The organism is Mesorhizobium cantuariense (genome assembly GCF_042647205.1).
GTDB lineage: Bacteria > Pseudomonadota > Alphaproteobacteria > Rhizobiales > Rhizobiaceae > Mesorhizobium > Mesorhizobium cantuariense.
Map to the genome: position 1 here is coordinate 1,111,974 of NZ_JBHRVD010000001.1, position 22,919 is coordinate 1,134,892.

The 22,919-nt window shown below is 64.0% G+C and carries 22 protein-coding genes; 12 read left to right on the top strand and 10 right to left on the bottom strand.

Going from position 1 to position 22,919, the window contains the following annotated elements; all coding sequences use genetic code 11:
• The 5 genes from eutB (at position 1) to ACFOJ9_RS05260 (ending at position 4,939) form a co-directional block, all read left to right on the top strand.
• A complete protein-coding gene (eutB, locus tag ACFOJ9_RS05240; protein ID WP_378977348.1) occupies positions 1 to 993 on the top strand; it encodes a hydroxyectoine utilization dehydratase EutB in 993 nt (330 codons plus the stop codon).
• Positions 990 to 1,982 carry an ectoine utilization protein EutC gene (gene eutC / locus ACFOJ9_RS05245; protein ID WP_378977350.1) on the top strand — a complete coding sequence of 331 codons (993 nt, stop codon included), beginning with the start codon at positions 990 to 992 and terminating at the stop codon, positions 1,980 to 1,982. The genes eutB and eutC overlap by 4 nt, the downstream gene beginning before the upstream one ends.
• A 38-nt stretch (positions 1,983 to 2,020) precedes the next feature.
• Positions 2,021 to 3,199 carry an ectoine hydrolase DoeA gene (gene doeA, locus ACFOJ9_RS05250; RefSeq protein WP_378977352.1) on the top strand — a complete coding sequence of 393 codons (1,179 nt, stop codon included), beginning with the start codon at positions 2,021 to 2,023 and terminating at the stop codon, positions 3,197 to 3,199.
• 5 nt (positions 3,200 to 3,204) lie between these two features.
• Positions 3,205 to 4,203 carry a N(2)-acetyl-L-2,4-diaminobutanoate deacetylase DoeB gene (gene doeB, locus ACFOJ9_RS05255; protein ID WP_378977354.1) on the top strand — a complete coding sequence of 333 codons (999 nt, stop codon included), beginning with the start codon at positions 3,205 to 3,207 and terminating at the stop codon, positions 4,201 to 4,203.
• Between the two features lie 481 nt (positions 4,204 to 4,684).
• Complete coding sequence (locus ACFOJ9_RS05260; protein ID WP_378977356.1) at positions 4,685 to 4,939, top strand: hypothetical protein; 255 nt, start codon at positions 4,685 to 4,687, stop codon at positions 4,937 to 4,939.
• Positions 4,940 to 5,008: 69 nt separating this feature from the next.
• Here the strand turns inward: ACFOJ9_RS05260 and ACFOJ9_RS05265 are convergent, their stop codons facing one another.
• From ACFOJ9_RS05265 to ACFOJ9_RS05275, 3 genes are all read right to left on the bottom strand, one after another.
• A complete protein-coding gene (locus ACFOJ9_RS05265; protein WP_378977358.1) occupies positions 5,009 to 6,127 on the bottom strand; it encodes a DmpA family aminopeptidase in 1,119 nt (372 codons plus the stop codon).
• Positions 6,128 to 6,131: 4 nt separating this feature from the next.
• A complete protein-coding gene (gene xseA / locus ACFOJ9_RS05270; protein ID WP_378977360.1) occupies positions 6,132 to 7,697 on the bottom strand; it encodes an exodeoxyribonuclease VII large subunit in 1,566 nt (521 codons plus the stop codon).
• Positions 7,698 to 7,780: 83 nt separating this feature from the next.
• Positions 7,781 to 8,737 (bottom strand): LysR substrate-binding domain-containing protein, encoded by a 957-nt coding sequence (locus ACFOJ9_RS05275; RefSeq protein WP_378977362.1) that lies wholly within the window; start codon positions 8,735 to 8,737, stop codon positions 7,781 to 7,783.
• A gap of 177 nt (positions 8,738 to 8,914) precedes the next feature.
• Here ACFOJ9_RS05275 and ACFOJ9_RS05280 point away from each other — a divergent pair, with 177 nt between their 5' ends.
• Complete coding sequence (locus ACFOJ9_RS05280) at positions 8,915 to 9,205, top strand: DUF1127 domain-containing protein (protein WP_378977364.1); 291 nt, start codon at positions 8,915 to 8,917, stop codon at positions 9,203 to 9,205.
• Positions 9,206 to 9,377: 172 nt separating this feature from the next.
• Here the strand turns inward: ACFOJ9_RS05280 and ACFOJ9_RS05285 are convergent, their stop codons facing one another.
• The 4 genes from ACFOJ9_RS05285 to ACFOJ9_RS05300 form a co-directional block, all read right to left on the bottom strand.
• On the bottom strand, positions 9,378 to 10,409 hold the full coding sequence (locus tag ACFOJ9_RS05285; protein ID WP_378977366.1) for a DUF937 domain-containing protein: 1,032 nt from the start codon (positions 10,407 to 10,409) through the stop codon (positions 9,378 to 9,380).
• Positions 10,410 to 10,509: 100 nt separating this feature from the next.
• Positions 10,510 to 11,883 (bottom strand): glutamate--cysteine ligase, encoded by a 1,374-nt coding sequence (locus ACFOJ9_RS05290; RefSeq protein WP_378977368.1) that lies wholly within the window; start codon positions 11,881 to 11,883, stop codon positions 10,510 to 10,512.
• A 245-nt stretch (positions 11,884 to 12,128) separates the two neighbouring features.
• Complete coding sequence (locus ACFOJ9_RS05295) at positions 12,129 to 12,863, bottom strand: 16S rRNA (uracil(1498)-N(3))-methyltransferase (protein WP_378987572.1); 735 nt, start codon at positions 12,861 to 12,863, stop codon at positions 12,129 to 12,131.
• A gap of 31 nt (positions 12,864 to 12,894) precedes the next feature.
• Positions 12,895 to 13,542 carry a hypothetical protein gene (locus ACFOJ9_RS05300; RefSeq protein ID WP_378977370.1) on the bottom strand — a complete coding sequence of 216 codons (648 nt, stop codon included), beginning with the start codon at positions 13,540 to 13,542 and terminating at the stop codon, positions 12,895 to 12,897.
• 87 nt (positions 13,543 to 13,629) lie between these two features.
• Here ACFOJ9_RS05300 and ACFOJ9_RS05305 point away from each other — a divergent pair, with 87 nt between their 5' ends.
• Positions 13,630 to 14,328: a type 1 glutamine amidotransferase gene (locus ACFOJ9_RS05305; RefSeq protein ID WP_378977372.1), complete on the top strand. Its 699-nt coding sequence runs from the start codon at positions 13,630 to 13,632 to the stop codon at positions 14,326 to 14,328.
• A 293-nt stretch (positions 14,329 to 14,621) separates the two neighbouring features.
• Positions 14,622 to 14,753, top strand: a complete 132-nt coding sequence (locus tag ACFOJ9_RS05310; protein WP_378988332.1) for a hypothetical protein — start codon at positions 14,622 to 14,624, stop codon at positions 14,751 to 14,753.
• Between the two features lie 42 nt (positions 14,754 to 14,795).
• On the opposite strand, the gene ACFOJ9_RS05315 is transcribed toward ACFOJ9_RS05310, so the two are convergent.
• Genes ACFOJ9_RS05315 through ACFOJ9_RS05325 form a run of 3 tightly spaced genes read right to left on the bottom strand, consistent with a single transcriptional unit; the run spans position 14,796 to position 17,565 of the window.
• Positions 14,796 to 15,569, bottom strand: a complete 774-nt coding sequence (locus ACFOJ9_RS05315) for a metallophosphoesterase family protein (protein WP_378977374.1) — start codon at positions 15,567 to 15,569, stop codon at positions 14,796 to 14,798.
• Between the two features lie 36 nt (positions 15,570 to 15,605).
• Positions 15,606 to 16,742: an alpha-hydroxy acid oxidase gene (locus ACFOJ9_RS05320; RefSeq protein WP_378977376.1), complete on the bottom strand. Its 1,137-nt coding sequence runs from the start codon at positions 16,740 to 16,742 to the stop codon at positions 15,606 to 15,608.
• A gap of 19 nt (positions 16,743 to 16,761) precedes the next feature.
• A complete protein-coding gene (locus ACFOJ9_RS05325) occupies positions 16,762 to 17,565 on the bottom strand; it encodes an FCD domain-containing protein (RefSeq protein WP_378977378.1) in 804 nt (267 codons plus the stop codon).
• Between the two features lie 209 nt (positions 17,566 to 17,774).
• Here ACFOJ9_RS05325 and ACFOJ9_RS05330 point away from each other — a divergent pair, with 209 nt between their 5' ends.
• The 4 genes from ACFOJ9_RS05330 to glcE all read left to right on the top strand — a co-directional run bounded on the left by ACFOJ9_RS05330 (position 17,775) and on the right by glcE (position 22,909).
• Positions 17,775 to 19,097, top strand: a complete 1,323-nt coding sequence (locus ACFOJ9_RS05330; RefSeq protein WP_378977380.1) for a DUF3422 family protein — start codon at positions 17,775 to 17,777, stop codon at positions 19,095 to 19,097.
• Positions 19,098 to 19,376: 279 nt separating this feature from the next.
• Positions 19,377 to 20,873, top strand: coding sequence for an FAD-linked oxidase C-terminal domain-containing protein (locus ACFOJ9_RS05335; RefSeq protein ID WP_378977382.1), 1,497 nt, complete (start codon positions 19,377 to 19,379; stop codon positions 20,871 to 20,873).
• 249 nt (positions 20,874 to 21,122) lie between these two features.
• On the top strand, positions 21,123 to 21,707 hold the full coding sequence (locus ACFOJ9_RS05340; protein WP_378977384.1) for an ASCH domain-containing protein: 585 nt from the start codon (positions 21,123 to 21,125) through the stop codon (positions 21,705 to 21,707).
• Positions 21,704 to 22,909, top strand: a complete 1,206-nt coding sequence (gene glcE / locus ACFOJ9_RS05345; RefSeq protein WP_378977386.1) for a glycolate oxidase subunit GlcE — start codon at positions 21,704 to 21,706, stop codon at positions 22,907 to 22,909. The genes ACFOJ9_RS05340 and glcE overlap by 4 nt, the downstream gene beginning before the upstream one ends.
• Positions 22,910 to 22,919 lie beyond the last annotated feature (10 nt).

The window sequence follows — 22,919 nt, forward strand, 5'->3', positions numbered from 1 at the left end:
ATGACACAGGTCACCCTTGAGCACATTCGCGCCGCGCGTGAGCGTATTGCCGGCAAGGTCGAGCGCACGCCGACCGTGATGTCTCCGAGTCTTTCGGAGTTTCTGGGCGCGCAGGTTCACCTCAAGCTCGAACATCGCCAGACCACCGGCAGCTTCAAACTGCGCGGCGCCTCGAATGCCATCGCTTCGCTGATCACTGCGGAGAAGGCACGCGGCGTGGTCGCGGCCTCTACTGGCAATCACGGCCGGGCGCTTGCCCATGCGGCGAAGCTTGAAGGCATGCGCGCGGTGATCTGCATGTCGCGGCTGGTGCCGGGGAACAAGCTCGACGAGATCCGCCGGCTTGGCGCGGAGGTCCGCATCGTCGGCAACAGCCAGGACGATGCCCAGCAGGAAGTCGATCGGCTGGTGGCGCAAGAGGGGCTGGTGATGCTGCCGCCCTTCGACCATCCCGACATTATCGCCGGGCAAGGCACGCTCGGGCTGGAGATGATCGAACAGGTTCCAGACGCCGCGCTCGTGCTGGTGCAGCTGTCCGGCGGCGGACTGGCGGCGGGCATAGCCGCGGCCGTCAAGGGCGTCAGTCCGGGCACGAAAGTCATCGGCGTTTCGATGGCGCGCGGTGCGGCGATGAAGGCCAGCCTCGATGCCGGTCGCCCGGTGCTGGTGGAGGAATTGCCGACGCTGGCGGATTCGCTCGGTGGCGGCATCGGCCTCGACAACCGGCTGACCTTCGCCATGTGCCGCGACCTGCTCGACGATGTCATCTTGCTTGGCGAGGACGAGATCGCCGACGGCATCCGCCACGCCTATGCAAGGGAACGCGAGATCGTCGAGGGCGCCGGCGCGGTCGGCATCGCCGCGCTGCTCGCCGGCAGGGTCGGGGCGAACGGGCCGGTGGTTGTGCTTCTCTCCGGCCGCAACATCGATATGGACGCGCACCGCAAGATCGTCTGCGGCGAGGCGCCATCGCTTAAGGAGCGCGTCGCATGAGCCGGATGACAATCCTCACCGAGAAAGAATTGCGCAAGATCGTGACGCTCGATCTCGATGCCGTGGCCTGCGTCGAAAACGCCTTCCGCGCGCTCGCCACTCTGCCGGTGGCGATGCCGCCGATCCTGCGGCTCGACATTCCCGAGCATCGCGGCGAGGTCGACGTGAAGACCGCCTATGTGCCGGGCATTGACGGCTTCGCCATCAAGATCAGTCCAGGCTTCTTCGACAATCCGAAGCTCGGCCTGCCCAGTGTCAACGGCATGATGGTGCTGCTGTCGGCCAAAACCGGCCTGGTCGAAGCGCTGCTGCTCGACAATGGTTATCTCACCGATGTTCGCACAGCTGCCGCAGGCGCGGTCGCGGCCAAACATCTGTCTCGGCCGGATTCCTCTGTCGCCGCGATCTTCGGCGCCGGTGTCCAGGCCGGGCTGCAACTCGAAGCACTCATGCTGGTGCGGCCGATCGCCGAGGCGCGCATCTGGGCGCGCGATGCCGTCAAGGCGGAGATGACCGCCGCCACCTTGCGCGAAAAGCTCGGCATCGTCGTGCGCGCCGAGATCGACGCGGCAGAGGCGGTTGCCGGCGCCGACATTGTCGTCACCACCACGCCGTCGACCGAGCCGCTGATCAAGGCGGGGTTTGTTACCGCCGGCCAGCACATCACCGCGATGGGCTCCGACGCCGAGCACAAGAACGAGATTGCGCCGGCAATCCTGCGCATGGCCGATCTCTATGTCGCCGACAGCGCCCGCCAGACAAGGCGGCTGGGTGAGCTGCATCATGCCATCGCGGCGGGTGTGATGGCTGGAGATGCAGACGTGACCGAACTCGGCCAGATCATCGCCGGCGAAAAACATGGCCGCCGCTCGGCCAGCGACATCACCATCGCCGACCTGACCGGCACCGGTGTGCAGGATACGGCGATAGCCACGCTCGCCCGCGACCGGGCGCGGGCGGCCAATTCCGGGACCATTTTCGAAAGCTGATGCTGGCCGCGAGGCCCAACAAACGAGGACCAAGAACAATGCAACCGAACCTGAAGTTCTCGCGCGGCGAATATGCGGATCGCCTCGCCAAGACGCGCAAAGCCATGGAGGCGAAGGGCGTCGATCTTATTGTTATCAGCGACCCCTCCAACATGGCCTGGCTGACCGGCTATGACGGCTGGTCGTTCTACGTGCATCAGGCGGTCATCGTGCCGCCTTCGGGCGAGCCGGTCTGGTACGGGCGCGGCCAGGATGCCAACGGCGCCAAGCGCACCGCTTATCTCGCGCATGACAACATCGTCGGCTATGCCGACCACTATGTGCAGTCGACCGAGCGCCACCCGATGGACTTCCTGTCGAGCGTGCTTGCCGATCGCGGCTGGGGCAAGCTCACCATCGGCGTCGAGATGGACAATTATTGGTTCTCGGCCGCCGCCTTCGCATCGTTGCAGAAACATCTGCCCAACGCCCGCTTTGTCGATGCTACCGCGCTGGTCAACTGGCAGCGCGCGATCAAGAGCCCGACCGAGATCGACTATATGCGCAAGGCCGCCCGCATCGTCGAGGCCATGCATCAGCGCATCTTCGACAAGATCGAGGTCGGCATGCGCAAATGCGATCTCGTCGCAGAGATCTACGATGCCGGCACGCGCGGCGTCGACGGTATTGGCGGCGATTACCCAGCAATCGTACCGTTGCTGCCGTCGGGGGCCGATGCCTCGGCGCCGCATCTGACCTGGGACGACAAGCCGATGCAGCGAGGCGAGGGCACCTTCTTCGAGATCGCCGGCTGCTATAACCGTTATCACTGCCCGCTGTCGCGCACTGTCTTCCTCGGCAAGCCGACGCAGGAGTTCCTCGATGCCGAGAAGGCGACGCTGGAAGGCATGGAGGCGGGACTGGCAGCGGCCAAACCCGGCAACAAGTGCGAGGACATCGCCAACGCCTTCTTCGGCGTTCTCAAGAAATACGGCATCGTCAAGGACAACCGCACCGGCTATCCGATCGGTCTGTCCTATCCGCCGGACTGGGGCGAGCGCACGATGAGCCTGCGCCCCGGCGATCGCACCGAGCTCAAGCCCGGCATGACCTTCCATTTCATGACCGGCCTGTGGCTGGAGACGATGGGGCTGGAGATCACGGAGTCCATCCTGATCACCGAGAACGGTATGGAGTGCCTGGCCAACGTGCCGCGCAAGCTGGTGGTGAAGGATTGAGTTCGATGTCCAGTCTGCGCCCATCTCCGATCGCGCCAACCGTCGATTTCGATCGCGACGGCGTCCAGCATGGTTTCCTGCGCTTGCCCTACAGCCGCGACGATTCGGCATGGGGCTCGGTGATGATGCCGATCTGCGTCATCCGCAATGGTAAGGGGCCGGCCGCACTGCTGACCGGCGGCAACCATGGCGACGAGTATGAGGGGCCGCTGGCGCTTTACGATCTGGCCCGCACGCTCGATCCGAAGCAAGTCAGCGGCACGGTCATCATCGTGCCGGCGATGAACTATCCGGCTTTCCGCGCCGGCACGCGCACCTCGCCGATCGACAAGGGCAACATGAACCGCAGCTTTCCCGGCCGGCCGGACGGCACCGTGACCGAGAAGATCGCCGATTATTTCCAGCGTGAGCTACTTCCCCGCGCGGATATCGTGTTCGACTTCCATTCCGGCGGCAAGACGCTGGACTTCGTGTCGTTCTGCGCCGCGCACACGCTGCCCGACAAGGCGCTGGAGCAGAAAGCCTTCGACGCGGTCGCGGCCTTCGCCGCACCGTTCTCTATGCGCATGATCGAGATCGATTCAGTCGGCATGTATGACACGGCGGCGGAGGAAATGGGCAAGGTCTTCGTCAGCACCGAGCTTGGCGGCGGCGGCACCTCGCGCGCGCAGACCGTGCGGATCGCGCGGCGCGGCATTCTCAATGTGCTGCGTCATGGCGGCATCGTCGCCGGAGCGGTCGAGAGGAGCAAAACCCAGTGGCTCGACATGCCGTCTGGCGATTGTTTTTCGTTCGCCGAGGATGACGGCATGATCGAAACCATGGTCGATCTTGGCGAGCCCGTCGAAGAAGGCGCGGTGCTGGCGCGCATTCATTCCACCGGCCGTACCGGCATCGCCCCCCAGGAAATCCGGGCAAAAATGCCGGGCATGCTGGCGGCGCGGCATTTTCCCGGCCTGGTCAAGGCCGGTGACTGTGCGGCCGTGGTGGCTGTGCACGTCTGAGCGGGTCCGCCGAGGCCTGCTCCGCACGGTCGGTGCATCATCACTTGCTCTGCGTCCTTCGCGGAGCCCTTCGGCGCGGCGGAAAGAAGCAGGATGGCAGGCAGGATGGCAGGCAGAGTCGACATTGCATGAGGATGTCACTATATAGCGGCGGCTTCGACCCGCGTGCCTGAGGGCTGCGCCCCTGAAGCAACTGTAAATGTGTCATGTGTTGCGCCATCTATTGTGACGAAAATCGGCTCGGAAACCGGAAAAAGCAAATAGAAACAGTGGCGTAGCGCTGGGCATGACCCAGCCAACGGTACCGACCCCTCCAGAAGCAGAAAATGCTCTTGACCCCTCGATTTCCTATGGCTCTGTGGACCTTGGACGGCATCGGCTTGCCGGCAGACCGCGACTCGGCTCGAATGGGGACATGCATCCTTTGCGGGGTGTCGACGTTTGTGATTACCAACCGGCTTTGCCGCCAGGGAACAGCAGTATGAGTGAACACGCGATCGAGTTCTTGCGGGGATGGATCGGCGAAAAGGTCCATTGCCAGTCCTCCCAGGCCAGGATCGACAAGCGGGCCGAGACACTGGCCAAGGAATGCGCTGCCGAGGCGGCGGAAGTCGGCATACCGCTGGAAGATATCCAGGAAGAAGTCGGCGATATCAAGGAACTCATCGCCTCTCGGCTCGAGGAAGCGGCCGAAGCCGACGAGCAGCAGCAAGCGTCCAGCAAAGCCGCGGAATGACCGCATAGCGGCGACCCATCTGAAACACGAGGGCTTGCTTGGCCCGCGTTTTTGTTTCAGCGATCGCTTTCAGCCAAATTTTTCTTTCAGCCACGCTTTCGGCAGCGCCGGCACGAAGTTTCCGTCGCGCCCGGTCATGTCGTCATTGGCGACCAACGCGTTGAGGATCGCTTCCTCCACGGTCTGGATCACCGCATCGAAAAACGGATCGATGTCGGTGTCCGGAACAAAATCGGCGCTGGCGATGCGGCCGGATGGCGCCAACGCCGCGCTCGCATTGGCGGTCGAGAAGGCGATAAAAATGTCGCCTGAACTGTGGTAGGCGAAGCCGCCGGTCATGGCGACGCCAAGCGGCACCCGGCGGGCCAGTCGCTTCATCTGATGCGGCAGGAACGGCGCGTTGGTGGCGATGACGGCAATGATCGAACCTTTTTCGGCACGCGGCATGCCTTCACGGACCGCCGGTTCGATGAGTTCCGGCCCGGCGCGCAGGCCGCGAATAGTAATATTGCGCCGTTTGCCGAAATTCGACTGCACGAAGGCGCCGACCGTGTAGGCACGGCCGTGCCAGTCGACGATGCGCGATGCAGTCCCTGATCCGGCTTTGAAGCCGAACGTGATCATGCCTGTGCCGCCGCCGACGCTGCCTTCCTCGATCGGTCCGGTGGTCGCGTCGTCAAGTGCCTGGGCAACATGCTCTGATGTCAAATGGTGGCCGTTGATGTCGTTGAGGAAGCCGTCATAGGTCTCCGCCGCAACCGGCAGGCCCCAGCCGCTGTCGAGGGCGGCCGGCAGCACGCTCTGCATCCAGCGCAGCGTGCCGTCGCGTGAGACACCGCAGGAATGCGTGTTGGTTATGGTGATCGGGAAGTTGAAAGCGCCGGTTTCCTCGACGATGTGCGAGCCGGTCAATTCGCCATTGCCGTTCTGGCTGAAGATGCCGGCGAAGACCGGCGTGGCAAGATCGGAGCGCGGCCTGGGCAGGATAGCGGTCACGCCGGTGCGCACCGGTCCATTGCCGACGACGAGTGCGCCATCGCCCGAAATCAACGTCGCATAGCCGACCGCAACGCCGGGCACATCGGTGATCGCGTTGAACGGCCCGGGGCTCCCGTCGAAGCCGATACCGAACCTTCGCGCGCGCGGCTTGCCGGAAGGCGTTGCCAGATGATGCGGATTGTCGGTCATGGTCTCAGAACAGGGATCCCTGATTGCCCGGCTCTTTGACCTTGGCTGCCGGCTTTGCCACGGCTTTCGGCTTTGCGGTGCCGCTGAGCGCTACCGCATCGGCGGTGCCATCAGCGAATTCCAGCGAAAGCGCCATCCCCGACGCCACATCGGCCGCCTGCTTGATCACCACCCCGTCGGCGTCCTTCACCAGGGCAAAGCCGCGTGCCAGAACGGCCTTGTGCGACAGAGTGGCCAGCAGCCGGTCGGCCTGGCTCAATTGTCCGCGCAGGCGCTCTAACCGCGCGGAGACCACCCGATCCTGCCGCCGCGCCAGCGCCGCCAGCGTGTCTCCCAGCAGTTTCTGGCGTCGTGCGATCGGTGCCGGCGACAGCCGCGTCGCGGTGCGGGAAAATCGCGCGCGGCGCTCGCGCACGATGGCAAAAAACGCTGCCTGCGCGCGGGCGAGGTCGCGGCCGGTCAGCGTGCGGGCTTCATTGATGCGCCGCGACAGGGTGGCCGGCGTCAGCCTTTGGCCTTGCAGCCGCGCCCGCTTGCGGTCGACGCTGACGGACAGCGCCCGTCCGAGCCTAGATGTCGCCTCATCGAGGCGTCGTCGTGGCAGCGCCAGCAATTGATCGGGCGAGGGGAGAGCCCGGGCGGCCGCCCGGGCGGCCTGCCGTTTGCGCTCGATATTGCGTAGGACCGCCGCCTTGAGCCGCGCAGCAAGGCTGGCAAGCGTCGCTTCAAGGTCGGCCTTCACCGGCACGGCGATTTCGGCCGCACCTGTCGGCGTCGGCGCCCGCACATCCGCGACGAGGTCGATCAGCGTCCAGTCCGTCTCGTGGCCGACAGCCGAGATCACAGGAATGCCGGAAGCGGCGACGGCGCGGGCGAGCGCCTCGTCGTTGAAGCCCCAGAGATCCTCGAGGCTGCCGCCGCCGCGCGCCACGATCAGCAGATCGGGACGCTGGATGGCGCCATCCCATGCCAGCGCATTGAAGCCGTCGACCGCGGCGGCCACTTCCGCGCCTGACGTCTCGCCCTGCACACGCACCGGCCAGACCAGGATATGCAGTGGAAACCGGTCCTTGATGCGGTGGATGATGTCGCGGATGACGGACCCTGTCGGCGAGGTGACGACGCCGATGACGCGCGGCATGAACGGCAGCAATCGCTTGCGGCCGATGTCGAAAAGGCCCTCGGCCTGCAGCCGCCGTTTGCGCTCTTCCAACAGCGCCATCAGCGCGCCGGCGCCGGCCGGCTCCAGATTGTCGATGACGATCTGGTAGTTGGATTTGCCGGGATAGGTGGTGAGCTTGCCGGTGGCGATCACTTCCATCCCCTCCTCGGGGCGGAACTTCAGCCGGCTCATCGTGCCTTTCCACACCACGGCGTCGAGCCGCGCGCGGTCGTCCTTCAGTGCGAAATAAGCATGACCGGAGGAATGCGGCCCGCGATAGCCTGATATTTCGCCGCGCACCCGCACATTGCCGAAGACATCCTCGACCGTGCGCTTCAGCGCGCCGGAGATTTCGCTTACCGTGTATTCGGCGGCGTTGGTGCGTGATTCGGATGCTGCGTCGCTCATCGGTCGATTGGGGGACGGTTGGGCGCCCGCGTCAAGGTGGCCGCGTCAGGCCAAGCGTTCATAACCCGCATGCCTGACCCTGCCTACCAGCCGGGTAGGATCTGGTTCGGCTTGGTCCGCCGCAGCTTGGTGAAGGCGAGCGCTGCGAAATCGAATGTCCCGGTGTCTTCGCTGATCGGCACCGAAATATTGTCCAGGCTTTCCGAAATATGGCGTGCAAGCGCATCGACGATCTCCGGCCGCGACGTCTGGCCGCGCATGATGCCGATGCGGCAATCGGGCAAGGCGCCAAAGCCGTCGGCTTCACCCAGCACCCGCATGCCGGGCCTCAGCGCGCACTCCGGCAGCACCGAGATCGCGAGGCCGGAAAGCACGGCGGCGGTGATGACGGTGGCCGAGAAACTGGTGAACAGGATGCGATAGTCGCGGTTCTGCTGGTCGAGCACATCGACGGCGGCGCGCCGCCAGATGCAATTCGGCCGGCCAAAGGCCATCGGCAGTGTTACCTGCTCATGCGTCGCGTGATTGGCCGAGGTGACCCACAGCAGCGGTTCGCGCCGCACCACCTCCGACTGGCCGCGGACGTCGTTGTGCGTCACCAGCGCCAGGTCGAGATTGCCGCGCTTGATATGTTCGACCAGCCCCGGCGTCGGCTCGCAGATGACGGTAAGTTCGACGCGCGGATTGGAGCGCGTGAACCGCGCCATGATTTCCGGCAGGAAGCGGTCGGCATAGTCGTCGGGCGTGCCGATGCGGATCGTGCCTTCGAGCCGCCGGTCGTCGAAAGCGGCCAGCGTTTCGCGGTTGAGGTAGAGCAGCCGCCGCGCATAGGAGAGCAGCTTGTCGCCCTCCTCGGTCAGCCTGTTGGTGCGCCCGTCCTTTTCGAACAGCGGCTTGCCGAGCCGCTCCTCCAGCCGGCGCATCTGCATCGACACCGCCGACTGGGTCCGGTGCACCTCTTCGGCCGCTCGGGTGAAGCTGCCGGTGTCGGCAATCGAGATGAAGGTCTGCAACTGATCGAGATCGAGCGGCGCTTTCATCGGTCCAATCCATCACTAGTGTTGATGCTAAAGATTAGAAACATTCGTTGGATTAATCAATCGGTCGATGGCAAATTGGCATTGTCCACATGAAAGCATGTGAATTGGGACCGGAACGGTCGCTGTCGCCAGCGTCTGTTGCCTGGTTTCGTCCGTTCGAGTCTGAAGGAGACCGACATGACCACGTTTGATTTCGCCACCGAGACCTCGCGCATCACCTCGCGTCCGGCCGTTGCGACGCGCGTGGCAAACACCGTCTCCAACATCTACCGCGCCTGGAAAAACCGCCGCGCCTTCTACCGCCTTGGCGAGATGTCGGATTTTGAACTCGCCGATATCGGCCTGACGCGCGCCGACCTGCATGTCGCCATCGACGTGCCGTTTGGCCGCGACCCGACGGCGATGTTGCGCGAAATCACCACCGATCGTGTGGAAACGATCGAGGACATCGCCCGCAAGGTGGCCTGATCTATCGCTTGTCGTTTAGGTTGCCGTGAGAACCTTTTCGGGGTTCGACGCGACTGAAAAGTATGCAGGCCCCCACTCCCTGCCGGATCCCCGCCGGCCCGCCTGCACTCTGCCCGGTCCTCCCTGGACCGGGCTTTTCTTTTCTTGGCTGGGGATGGCGCTTGTTGTCGACCTACCGCCGGTCCATATCCCGCTTGAACTGGTCGAAGATCGTTTCCACGCCCTTCTGGTACTCGTCACGCTGCTGGGCGCCGGTCTCGAACATCTTGCCGAACAGGTCGTCGAACGGGTTTTTCGGCCTGCCGCTCGGATTGGCCTGTGGCTGCGGTGCCTGACGCTGCTGTGGGCGCGCTTGAGTTTGTTGCGGCGCCGGCTGCCCGCCCGGGATGCCAAAGCCTCCACCGCCGCCTTGCCGAAGCATCTCCTCGAAGATCTTTCCCAACGGATTGTCGCCATAAGGGCTTTGCGTCTGCTGAGGCTGTGGTTGCGCCCGACCTTGTGGCTGCGGCTGAGGCGCGCCGCCGCCGAACATGTCCTGCAGCACCTTGCCGAGCGGATTGTCGCCATAGGGATTGGGCGTCGGCTGCGGCTGGCTTTGCGGCTGTGGTGTCCCGCCGCCGAACATGTCCTGCAAGACCTTGCCGAGCGGGTTGTCCATCGGGGGCTGCGGCGCCTGGCGTTGCTGCGGCGCCGGAGCCTGCCCGCCTTGCCGCATCATCTGCTCGATGATCTCGCCGAGCGGGTTGTTGCCGCCGCCGCCGAAACCGCCAGCGGCCTGCATCTGATTTGTTGTCTGCTTAAACAACCCGCCCATGACCATCGAGGCGATCGCCGGCAGCATCTGCTGCAGGATCTGCTGATTGACGCCGCTCGCTTGCGCCGCCTGGCTGGCCACTGCGCGCGACAGATCCTTCGAGCCGAACAAATGCCCGAGGATGCCGTTGCCCTCATCGACGCCCTGCGGCGAGAAGGCCCGGGTTGCGTCCTCGAAATACTTGGCGTGTTGGCCGCTGGCCATCGCCGTCATGAAGGCGCCGAGCCCGTAGGGATCGGCAGTGTTGCGTTGCAGCCCCTGCGAAAAGGCCGGCAGCAGCGCGGCAACCGCCGCCTGCGTTTGTTGCATCGAAAGCCCGTATTGTTGGGCAAGGGCCTGCATGCCGTTGCCGTTCTGGGCCTGCGTCAGCATGTCGAACAAGGTAGGCATCGGCGTCTCCTCCGGAAATCCTCGCCGGAGAAGCCTAGTTCGTTTCCACTTCCGATTGAAGCGGCTTTTGCCGATCGATCCGCGGCGTCAAATCCGAGGGTTAATAGGCGTATTCCATGAAAACCGGCTCGATCGAGCCACCCCAGCGCGTGTGGTAGGCCGACAGCATCTCCTCTGCGCTGGTTGTGCCGCGGGCCACGACTTCGTCCAAAGTGTTCAGGAACGAGGTCTCGTCATAGCCGTCTCGGTTCTTGCGGCCACGGTTCTTCAGGCCCATGCGCGAAATGACCATCACGTCACGCGCGATCTCGCGCAGCGTGGTGTTGCGGAACGGCGCGGAAATGCCTTGTTCGGGCACGGCGTTGCGCATCGCCAGCGTTTCGTCATACGTCCAGCTCGAGGTCAATGCCTCCGCCGCATCGAGTGCGGCTTCGTCATAGAGCAACCCGACCCAGAAGGCCGGCAGCGCGCAGATGCGCCGCCATGGCCCGCCGTCGGCGCCGCGCATCTCAAGGAAGCGCTTCAGCCGCACGTCCGGGAACAGCGTTGACAGATGGTTCGCCCAGTCGCCCATTGTCGGCAGCCCGTCCGGCACTTCATTGCGTGCGGCCCCGGCCATGAACTGGCGGAAGGTGATGTGCGTCATGTCGTGATACCGGCCGTCGCGGATGACGAAATACATCGGCACGTCGAGCGCCCATTCGACATAGTCGGCGAAACCGAAATCGGGCGAAAAGCAGAATTCGAGCAGGCCCGAGCGCTGGTTGTCGGTATCGCGCCAGATGTCGCCGCGCCAGCTCTGCAAGCCGTTCGGGTGACTCTCGGTGAAAGGCGAATTGGCGAACAGCGCCGTCGACAGCGGCTGCAGCTTCAGCGACACCTGCATCTTGCGGCGCATGTCGGCCTCGCTCTCGAAGTCGAGATTTACCTGGATCGTGCAGGTGCGATACATCATGTCGAGGCCTTTGGTGCCGACCTTGGGCATGTAGCGCGTCATGATCTCGTAGCGCGATTTCGGCATTTTCGGCGTCTCGGCCAGCGACCATTTCGGGCTGCCGCCGAGGCCAAGAAAGCGGATGCCCATCGGTTCGGCGATCTCGCGCACCTGCGCCAGATGCGCGTTGCCCTCGCGGCAAGTCTGGTGGATCGTCTCCAGCGGTGCGCCGGAAAGCTCGAACTGGCCGCCCGGCTCCAGCGAAATCGCCCCCTGGCCGGTCGGTTCGACAAGGCCGATGATGCGGCCGTCGTCGATGATGGGATCCCAGCCGAGCTTTGACTGCATGCCTTCGAGGATGGCGCGGATGCCGTGCTCGCCGCCATAGGGCACAGGCGCGTTGCCGTCGACATAGAAGGGAAATTTCTCGTGCTCGGTGCCAATGCGCCACTTGTCGCGCGGTTTGTTGCCTTCGGCCAGATGCTCGACGAGTTCGTCGACACCTTCGATCGGGCGGAAATCGGTCGTATCGCGCGCCATTTATAAGCCCTCTGCACATCACCCCGAAAATCGGCTTTCGATTTTCGGAAAGGATTATGTGCCCAATGGAATGCTACAGCGTCCTTTGCGCGTCCGAAAGGACGCGCGGCGCTGTAGGACGATCGGACGATCGCCGGCGCTAAATGGACGAAATGTCAGCAGACGATCAAGCGAAAAATCCTGAGCCACAGGTCAACAGGAATTGAACGTTACGCCCCTGTCGGTCCCTTGCAAGAGATGAAGTCTCACCAGTCTCCGACAGTTGCTTGCATCACCGCAAGCGCGGCCACCGCCGCCGTGTCGGCGCGCAGGATACGCGGGCCGAGCGGAATGGCGGTGACGAAGGGCAAGGCGCGCAGCATCTTGCGCTCGTCGTCGGAAAAGCCGCCCTCCGGCCCGACCAGCAGCCCAAGCTTGTTTTCCTTGACCGCCTGCAGCGCGGGCAGCGGATTGTTGGTCGAGGCGTCCTCGTCACAGAAGATCAGCCGCCGTTCCTTGTCCCAGCCGGTCAGCAAGCGGTCGAATTTTTCCGCTCCGCGCACCTCCGGCACCGCCAGGATGCCGCATTGTTCGGCGGCTTCGACGACATTGGCACGCAGGCGATCGATCGAAGGCTTGGCCACTTGCGTGTGCTGGGTGATGACCGGCTGCAGGATGCCGGCGCCCATCTCCACCGCCTTCTGTACGAGATAGTCGAGCCGGCTCTGTTTCAGCGGCGCAAAGCAGTAGACGAGATCGGGCAGCGGCGGCTGCGGCCGTTGCAACGCCGACACCTTCAGCCGCACTGCCCTTTTTGTTTTCGCTGGTATGGCCGCTGACCACTCGCCGTCGCGGCCATTGAACACCAGAATTTCGGCGCCTTCGGTAAGTCGCAGCACATGCAGGAGATAGTGGCTCTGCTGTTGGCTGGCGTCGAACTCGACATCCGGCCCGAGATCGTCGGGCACGAACAGACGTTGCATCTTGTAATTGGCGCGCATCGCCGAGGAATGAGCGAGCCGGCCGCCGGCGTCAAGCCTCGGCGGTCGGATGCCATACCGGCCGAAAGCCATGCCGCAGCACCGCGAGCGTAGTGGCCGGCGTCAGCAGCGACAGCGTCCTGCCATTGAGCAGGCCGAAATCTGCGGGTGGGCCATATCCGGCAAAGGACCAGCGCAGTGTCTTGCCGCTACGCAGGGCATAAACAGTGCTGCCATCCGCAACCATGGCGCCGTCTGGCAGGTCGGCAAGGTCTTCAACAGTAACCCCTGGCGGCCTGCCGCCCGACGCCAGCCGCTCCTTGTGTAGCCGCTTGTCGACCTGCGGCGCGCGCGGCTCGGCAAAGCCGAAAGCTTCGCCGAAGCGGCCGACGAAATCCTTGGCCCGTTCGCGCTGGCAAAAGAAACAGGGGCGATGCCCGGCCGCCAGTGCCGTCACCTCGTCGAGGAAGAACAGCTCGGTCCAGCCCGCTTTACCGCCCTTTCGGTTGCGGCTCATCGGTTCGCGCCGCACATTGCGGAATTGGCAGACGCAGATGATCCAGGCCTGAAGCGCCCAGCGCTTTTTCAGCAGCGTCTTCGTCTCGGGATCGTGGAGGATGCCGCGATTGCCGGTGAACAGTCCGCGCTCGGGCACGGCGTGGATGGCGCCGAACGGATCGACCCGGTTTTGCAGTGGCATAGCTTTCTCTCCGAATGCGCATATTGGCTGCAACGCAGACGTCATGGTATCGCTCGCCGCGTCATTTTCATGTCAGCAGGGTTTTTCATGCGGGTGCTGGTGGTCCAGAACTACGACAATACCGGCCTTGGCCAGGTCGGCGCAGCACTTGCGGAAGCGGGCGCCGATCTCGATCTGCGCCTCCCTTACAAAGGCGATCCCCTGCCCAATGACGCGGCCGGGCATGATGCCATGGTGGTGCTCGGCGGTGGCCAGAATGCGCTGGCCGACGATGAGTATCCCTATTTCCCGGCACTGCTCGAGCTGACCCGCGATTTCGCCGGCAAGGACCGTGCCGTGCTCGGCATCTGCCTCGGCAGCCAGCTCGTCGCCCGTGCCTTTGGCGGCGAGAACCGCATTGGCGGCGCCAACGAGTTCGGCTGGCACGGCGTGTCGCTGACGCCGGACGCCAAGGCCGATCCGGTGCTGGGCGCACTGCCGGAGAAATTTCCGATCTTCCAGTGGCACGACGACACCTTCGTTTTGCCCGAGAACGCCGTGCGGCTCGCCGGCAACGATGTCGCCGAAAACCAGGCGTTTCGCGTCGGCCGCGCCGTCTACGGCTTCCAGTTCCATTTCGAGGCCGACCGGCCGATGGTCAAGGACTGGAGCACGTCCTTTGCACCGACCATTGCCGCGCGCCATCCCGACTGGGCCAGCAAGCTCGATGGCGAAATGGCCCGCAACGGGCCTGACGCGGATGCCGCGGGCCTGGCCATCGCCCGTGCCTGGGTGGCGACAATCTGAGCATCCATTCCTCAGTGTCCTGTCGCGTGACATAATTGGCACGCGGCGGTGAAACCGCCGGGGAAAACCCTTTTCATCCTTGGCTTGTGTCCGCCCGCCAGCCTAGAAGGCGCGCGCTCTGCATCTTCTGTGCAACCGCGATGAACCTTTTGTGTGACCCGTGCGACACACCGTTGATACAGAACATGCCTAGAAGCGCGAAATCGTCGAAACTTTGAAGCGAATTCTCCGTTTCAACGCATTGGTAACCGCCTCGTGCACAGATGCAGAAAGCTCAACAAGAGATGACGTCCGTGAAAGCAGCGCTTCTGTCCTTTGCCATGTTGTCTGCCATCGTGGTTTGCGGTCTGGGTATCTATGCCGCCGACGCGGCCAGCAACCACAACGCCGTCGACGGCTACGGCGTCACCGCCGCGCTGCGCTAAAGCCGGGGCTGCGCCACGAGCCGGAGCGTCCTCGGACGCCGCTCAAGCTTCCTTTATCGTCATTGTCAGGATGCGTTTGTCCGAGCCGTCGACGACGAGCGCGCTCAGCATGCCTGAATGCCAGGCAAGGGTGTCGACATTGACGCGGTTGGCCATCACTTCCGCCTCGGGGACGGGCGTGTGGCCGTGCACCACGATCTTCGGATAGAGGCCGGTGTAATTGTGGAAGACCTCGCGGATCCAGATCAGATCCTGCGGGTTTTGCCTGTCCAGGGGAATGCCCGGCCTGATGCCGGCATGGCAGAAGAAGAAATCGCCCAGCGTCACCGAATACGGCAGCGACCGCAGGAAATCGATGTGGCTCTGCGGCACGGCCTCGACCAGCGCCTGATGGCCTTTGCGCACGGCCGCTTCGGCCTTGCCGAACCACACGCTGGTGCCTTCATTGATCGCCACGCCGTAGGACTGAGCCGTCTGGATGCCGCCGAAGCGGATGAAAAGCCCTTCCGGGTCGGGGGTCTTGAGAAAATCGAGAAAGCCGATGTCGTGGTTGCCGGCCAGCATCAGATGGCGCGGGTCGCGCTCTCGTGCCTCGATCAGGAAGTCGATGACACCTTTTGAGTCCGGTCCGCGGTCGACATAGTCGCCAAGATGGATGACACGCCAGTCGGCAGGCGCGTCCTGTTCGATCTCGGCCCTGATGCGCTGATGCATGGCGGCCAGCAGGTCGAGCCGGCCGTGGACGTCGCCAATGGCGTAGAGACGCACACCTTCCGGCCCATGCGCGTCGAGGAAGTGGATGCCGGGTTCTGCCAATTTTTCGGTGTCTCCGCGGTCAGGCTGTCACGGGACTTAGCGTCGGAGCTGGTCCTTACCCATGTCGGTGACCAGACGCTTTCCGCACAGTGCCAGCGTGATGTCCATCTCCTTACGGATGATTTCCAACGCCTTGGTAACCCCTTCCTTGCCAAGCGCACCCAGGCCGTAAAGAAATGGCCGGCCGATATAGGTGCCCTTGGCGCCTAGGCAGAGTGCCTTCAGCACATCCTGGCCGGAGCGGATACCGCCGTCCATATGCACCTCGATCGTGTCGCCGACCGCATCGGCAATCTCCTCCAGCGCCATGATCGACGACGATGCGCCGTCGAGCTGGCGCCCGCCATGGTTGGAAACGATGATCGCATCGGCACCGGTCTTGGCTGCCATCAGCGCGTCTTCCTTGTCGAGAATGCCCTTGAGGATCAGCTTGCCGCCCCAGCGCTCCTTGATCCAGGCGACATCCTTCCACGACAGATGCGGATCGAACTGCTCGTTCGTCCATGAACCCAGAGATGAGACGTCGCCGACACCTTTGGCATGACCGACAATGTTGCGGAAGGTGCGGCGCTTCGTGCCGGCAATGCCCATTAACCAGCGTGGGCGCATGGCGATGTTGGCAATGTTGGCGAGCGTCATTTTGGGCGGCGCCGACAAGCCGTTGCGGACATCCTTGTGCCGCTGGCCGAGGATCTGCAGGTCGAGCGTTAGCACCAGCGCCGAGCATTTCGCCGCCTTTGCCCGGTCGATCAGGTTGAGCACGAAATCCTTGTCGCGCAGCACATAGAGCTGGAACCAGAACGGCTTGGTGGTCACCGAGGCGACATCCTCGATCGAGCAGATGCTCATCGTCGACAAGGTGAACGGCACGCCGAACTCTTCCGCTGCCTGCGCCGCCAGCATCTCGCCATCGGCGTGCTGCATGCCGGTCAGGCCGGTCGGGGCCAGCGCCACCGGCATTGCCACCTTTTCGCCGATCATGGTCGATTCCAGCGAGCGGTTGCTCATGTCGACCAGCACGCGCTGGCGGAACTTGATCTTGCCGAAATCCTCCTCGTTGGCCCGGTAGGTGCTTTCGGTCCAGGCGCCGGAATCGGCATAGTCGAAGAACATCTTCGGCACGCGCCGGCGCGCGAGGTCCTTGAGGTCGGCAATGGTCAGGATTTGGCTCATGGGCTTCCCGTTTCGATAGCTAGGAGCGTTTGCGTGCAGGTTCGGTATCGGTGACGTCGACGCGCTGCTTCAGCCTCAGCCGCGAAACGCGCTGCCAGTCGCCACTGCGCTCGGCCTCCGCCATCGACCGTTCGACATAGGTGATATGATCCATCGCCGCTTGCCGTGCAGCGGCCGGGTCGCCGGCCTTCACCGCCGCATGGATCGCCCGGTGCTGTGCAAGCAGCGCCTCGCGCGCGCCGGGCACGGTGAACACCAGCAGCCGGTTCTGGAACACGCCTTCCGACAACAGCCGATAGCAGGAGCGCAGCGTGTGCAAAAGGATGATGTTGTGCGCGCATTCGCAGATCGCGTGGTGGAACTCGACGTCGATTTCAGCCTCGTCGTCGAAGTCACCGGTCCGGTGCGCATCGTCCATGCGTGCCATGATCTTGTCGAGCAGCGCCATGTCGTCTCGCGTGGCGCGCCGCGCCGCGTATTCAGCCGCCACCCCTTCAATCTCGCGGCGGTATTCCAGATAGTCGGTCACAGCCTTGCGGTGCATCGAGATCAGGTCCGTCACCGGCTTGGTGAACAGCTGACCGATGACATCGGCGACATGCGTGCCGCCGCCGGGCCTTGTCGTCAAAAGGCCGCGCCCCTCCAGCGCCTTCAGTGCGTCACGCAGGATCGGCCGCGACACGTCGAACTGGCGTGCAAGCTCGCGCTCGCCCGGCAAGCGGTCGCCGGTGCGCAGCACGCCTTCGAGGATGAGGCTCTCGATCTGCTGCACCACCTCGTCGGCGGTGCGCGAATGCTCGATCCTGGAAAAAATGTCGCTCAATAGAATGCCTGGAAGGTGAACCGGTGTCGCGCAGGATAAAGCCTGCGTCGCCAACTGGTCAAATTATTTATCCAATTGGCCGAAGCGTGTCGATTTTGCCGCCCGGCGCCACATCATCTTGGGCTAAACTTTGCTGTTTGCGTCATCAGGCCGTTGGTTCTAGAGGGACGCGAGTGCAAGAGGGTCTAGAGAACCCCGGGGTACAAGCCGTGTCAGACGACCCGTCCAATCTCGAATTCCAGCCGCGCGCCAAGGGCAGCGTCATGGGGTTTCCCGCGCACGAGGGCCGGCCCGGCGCGCTCGGCGAGGTCCACGCGCGGCCGCATCCGCTGATCGAAAAGCCGCGCGTCCTGGTGCAACTCGCCTTCATGACGGAGGGCGGCTCCGGCGTCGACATGGCCGTGCTTTCCGAACTGTCGCGACGCCTCGGCATCGCCGCACCCGACCGCCAGGCCCGCCACCACGCTATGAAATGGGGCAAGGGTTCGCTGCGCTGGGAACGGCATACCGAGTTCTCGACCTATCTGTGGGAAGGCCCGCTCTCCGAAAGCGGCAGGACGCAGGAGGACTCGCCGTTCGGCAACGGGTTTTCCCCGCCGGGAACCGTCATTTCCGGTATCAGGCTCGAAATCCGCAAATGGACGCAAGCGAGCGAGCGGCTGATCGCCGGCTTCGATCCGACCAGCCTTTGCTACTCGCTGATCGAACGCGGTAACGCCGCCATCGTCACCGACTTCCGCCAGGATGGCGACGGCATGACACGCATGTTGGTGCTCGATCGCGGCCTGACCCCGGCCCGTACCGGTGCGCTGTCGCAGCGGCTGATCGACATCGAAACCTATCGCACGCTCGCCATGCTCGCCTTGCCGCTGGCGCTGACCTTGTCTGGCCGCGCCCGCCGCATCGAGGACAGGCTGGCGCAGACCACGCTGGAGATGAAGGTCACTGAGACCCGCGACAGCCAGACCTTGCTGGCTGACCTGACCGAACTTGCCGCGGAGCTGGAAGCGGACGCAGCGTCGAGCCTTTATCGCTTCGGCGCCAGCCGCGCCTATGACGGCATCGTCGTCGAGCGGCTGGAAGCGCTCGAGGAAGAAGCCGTGCCCGGCTACGACACCTGGGGCGGCTTCCTGCAGCGGCGCGTAGCTCCAGCCATGCGCACCTGTCGCTCGGTTGAGGAGCGCCAGGCCAATCTGTCGCGCAAACTGACCCGCGCCACGACGCTGCTGCGCACCTGGGTCGATGTCGAGGTCGAGAAGCAGAACCGCGACCTGCTCGCCTCGATGAACAACCGCGCCCGGCTGCAGCTGCGCCTGCAACAGACCGTCGAAGGCCTCTCGGTCGCCGCTGTCTCCTACTATGTGGTTGGTCTTATCGGCTACGTCGCCAAGGGCGTCTCGATCTTCGGCCATGCCTTCGCGCCGGAGGTTGTCACAGCCGCTTCGGTGCCGGTCGCCATCCTGCTGGTCTGGTGGGGCGTGCGTCGCGTGCGGCGGATGCATTCAGAGCCGGCGAAGCATCCCGGCGAATAGATCTGCTCACCCTCCCCCTTGTGGGGAGGGTCGGCTCATGATCGCAGCGAAGCGAAGATCGTGAGACGGGGTGGGGGTCCTCGTAGAGCGCCGCGCTGACCCCCACCCCGCTCACTTCGTTCGCGACCCTCCCCACAAGGGGGAGGGTAAGACAGCGGCAGATTGCCGCTGCGGAAGCCTGTCTCGACCATGAGGCTGGTTCCTCACCAAGGCAGGATTTGCAACCTACGCCCTTCACTGGTAAAAGATTTTGACCAGTCAAGCGAAACGAGGCTGCTGATGTCCGGCCTGGCCATGCCGAAACCAGACGACGCCACGATGCGCCGGCGCGACGAGATCGTCGCCGACATGCGCATCATCGTGCCGGGCGAGGGCGTCGTAGACGCCGCCAATTCCATGCGTGCTTTCGAGAGCGATGGCCTGACCGCCTATCGGCAGCTGCCGCTGGTCGTCGTGCTGCCGCAAACGGTGGTGCAGGTTTCGCGCGTGCTGAAATACTGCAACGACCGCAACATCCGCGTCGTGCCGCGCGGCTCAGGCACCTCGCTGTCGGGCGGCGCGCTGCCGCTCGAGGACGCGGTGCTGCTGGTCATGAGCCGCTTCAACCGCATCCTTGCGATCGATTTTCCCAATCGCGTTGTTGTCGCCCAGCCGGGCGTCACCAATCTAGGCATCACCACCGCCGTCGAGCAGGAGGGTTTTTACTACGCCCCCGATCCATCCTCCCAGATCGCCTGCTCGATCGGCGGCAATGTCGCCGAAAATTCCGGCGGCGTGCACTGCCTGAAATACGGCCTCACCGCAAACAATGTACTTGGCATCGAGATGGTGCTGATGAACGGCGAAGTGGTGCGGCTCGGCGGCAGTCACCTCGATGCGGAAGGTTATGACCTGCTCGGCGTCATGACCGGTTCGGAAGGGCTGCTCGGCGTCGTCACCGAGGTCACCGTGCGTATCCTGAAGAAGCCGGAGACGGCTCGCGCACTGCTGATCGGCTTCCCGACCAGCGAGCAGGGCGGCCAGTGCGTCGCCGACATCATCGGCGCCGGCATCATTCCGGGCGGCATGGAGATGATGGACCGGCCGGCGATCCACGCCGCCGAGGATTTCGTCCATGCCGGTTATCCCCTGGATGTCGAAGCGCTGCTGATCGTCGAGCTCGACGGGCCGGGCGTCGAGGTCGATCATCTGATCGGCCTTGTCGAGGCCATCGCCTACAAGAACGGCTCGACCACCTGCCGCATATCGCAGTCCGAGCAGGAGCGGTTGAGCTTCTGGGCCGGCCGCAAGGCGGCGTTTCCCGCGGTTGGCCGCATCTCGCCCGACTATTATTGCATGGACGGCACCATCCCGCGCAAGGAACTGCCGCGTGTGCTCGCCGGCATGCGCGAGCTGTCGGAGAAATACGGGCTCGGCGTTGCCAATGTCTTCCACGCAGGCGACGGCAATCTGCACCCGCTGATCCTCTACGATGCCAATGTGCCGGGCGAACTCGACAAGGCCGAAAGCTTCGGCGCCGACATATTGCGGCTGTGCGTTAAGGTCGGCGGCGTCTTGACCGGCGAACACGGCGTGGGCGTGGAGAAGCGCGACCTGATGCCGGAAATGTTCACCCAGGTCGACCTCGATCAGCAGATGCGCGTCAAATGCGCCTTCGATCCCAACCACCTGCTCAACCCCGGCAAGGTGTTCCCGCAGCTTCGCCGCTGCGCCGAACTTGGCCGCATGCACATTTCCGGCGGCAAGCTGCCGTTTCCGGACATTCCGAGGTTTTGAGGGATATGTCGGCGCTTGAACACCCCCCTCTGTCCTGCCGGACATCTCCCCCGCAAGGGGGGAGATTGGCTGGTCGCAATGTTGATGCTTGTTTTTCAATCGATGGAATTGGCGAAAGCCGTCGTGGCGATCTGATCTCCCCCCTTGCGGGGGAGATGTCCGGAAGGACAGAGGGGGGTGCGAAGGATCGCGGCATTTCCGCACCTGCTTTTGGCATAGGCTTCACCGTATGCCCGAGTGAGGTTTGAGTTGCTGTTCAAACAATCCTTGCTGGACAAGATCGCGCGCAATGAAGTGACGCTCGCCTTTCGCCGCTGGAAGCGGCCGACGGTCAAGGTGGGCGGGCGGGTTAGAACGGCATCAGGCGTGGTGCTGATCGGCCGCATCACGGTAGTGGTTGCTTCCGAATTGACGGAGAAGGACGCGATCGCGGCCGGCTTTCCGACACTAGGAGCACTGCAGGAGATGCTTGGCCCCGATGACGGCACCCCGGTCTATCGCGTCGAACTCAATGGCATCGAAGCCGACGAACGCGTTGCCCTGCGCGGCGACGCCGTGCTTTCCGATGAGGACTGGCATGCCTTGACCCAGCGTTTTGCGCGCTGGGACAAAGCGGCACCCGGCTACTTCCCGTCGATCCTGCAGGCGATCGGCGCCCATCCGGAAGTGCCGGCTGCTGTCCTGGCCGACAAGGCCGGCGTCGAAAAGCTGAAGTTCAAGCAAGATGTCCGCAAGCTCAAGGAGCTCGGTCTCACCGAGAGCCTCGAAGTCGGTTACCGGCTGTCGCCAAGAGGCGAAGCCGTGCTCGAAAAGCTTCGGGAGCACAGGCTTTGACCACTTTCACGCCAACCACGTCGGACGAAGTCCTGTCCACCGTCGCCTGGGCCGTGGCGGAAGAGACGCCGCTGGAAATCCTCGGCCACGGTTCCAAGCGTGGCATCGGCCGTCCGCAACAGAGCGAACACACGCTCGACCTGTCGAGGCTCACCGGCGTCACGCTTTACGAACCGGCTGAACTGGTGCTGTCGGCCAAGGCCGGCACGCCACTGGCCGACATCGAAAAACTGCTGGCGGAAAATGGCCAGCAACTTGCCTTCGAGCCGATGAACTATGGCCCGCTGCACGGCGGCGAGCCTGGCAGAGGCACGCTCGGCGGTGTGCTCGCCGCGAACCTTTCCGGTCCGCGCCGGCTGAAGGCGGGTGCTGCGCGCGATCATATTCTGGGTATCAATGTGGTGTCCGGCCGTGGCGAAGCCTTCAAGTCGGGCGGCCGCGTAGTCAAGAACGTTACCGGTTATGACATGTCCAAGCTGATGGCCAACAGCTGGGGCACGCTGGCCGTATTCACCGACGTCACCTTCAAGGTGTTGCCCGCCGCCGAGACCGAAGTCACGCTCGCCATTCGTGGCCTGCTCGACGATGCGGCTGCCGCCGCGATGGCCATGGCGCTCGGCTCGAGTGCTGAAGTGTCGAGTGCCGCCCATCTGCCGGAGCGGATCGCCGCGCGCGTCGCCAGTGGCAGTCTCGGCAACGATGCCGCGACGCTGCTGCGGGTCGAGGGTTTTGGCCCGTCGGTCGCCTACCGCATCGCCGCGCTGAAAACGCTGCTCGGCAATGCCGGGCCGCTGGAGGAGATTGCCGGTGAAGCTTCACGGCTGATCTGGCGCGATGTGCGCGATTGCAGGCCCTTCGCCGACAACAGCGAGAAACCGGTCTGGCGCGTCTCCATGACGCCGGGAGAGGGCCATCAGATGGTCCTGACGCTGCGCATGCAGGCAGCCGTCAGTGCCTTCTATGACTGGCAGGGCGGGCTGGTGTGGCTGCGCATGGAAGAGGGTGATCCGGAAGCCGCTCTGCTGCGCGGGCTTCTGAGAAAACATGGCGGCGGCCATGCGACCCTGGTGCGCGCCGCACCTTCCCATCGCGCCGCCCTGCCGGTTTTCGAACCGCAGCCGGCGGCGCTGGCGGCACTCAGCCAGCGCCTGAAGCAGGAATTCGACCCGAAGAACATCCTCAATCCCGGCCGCATGGCCTAGGACATCAGAG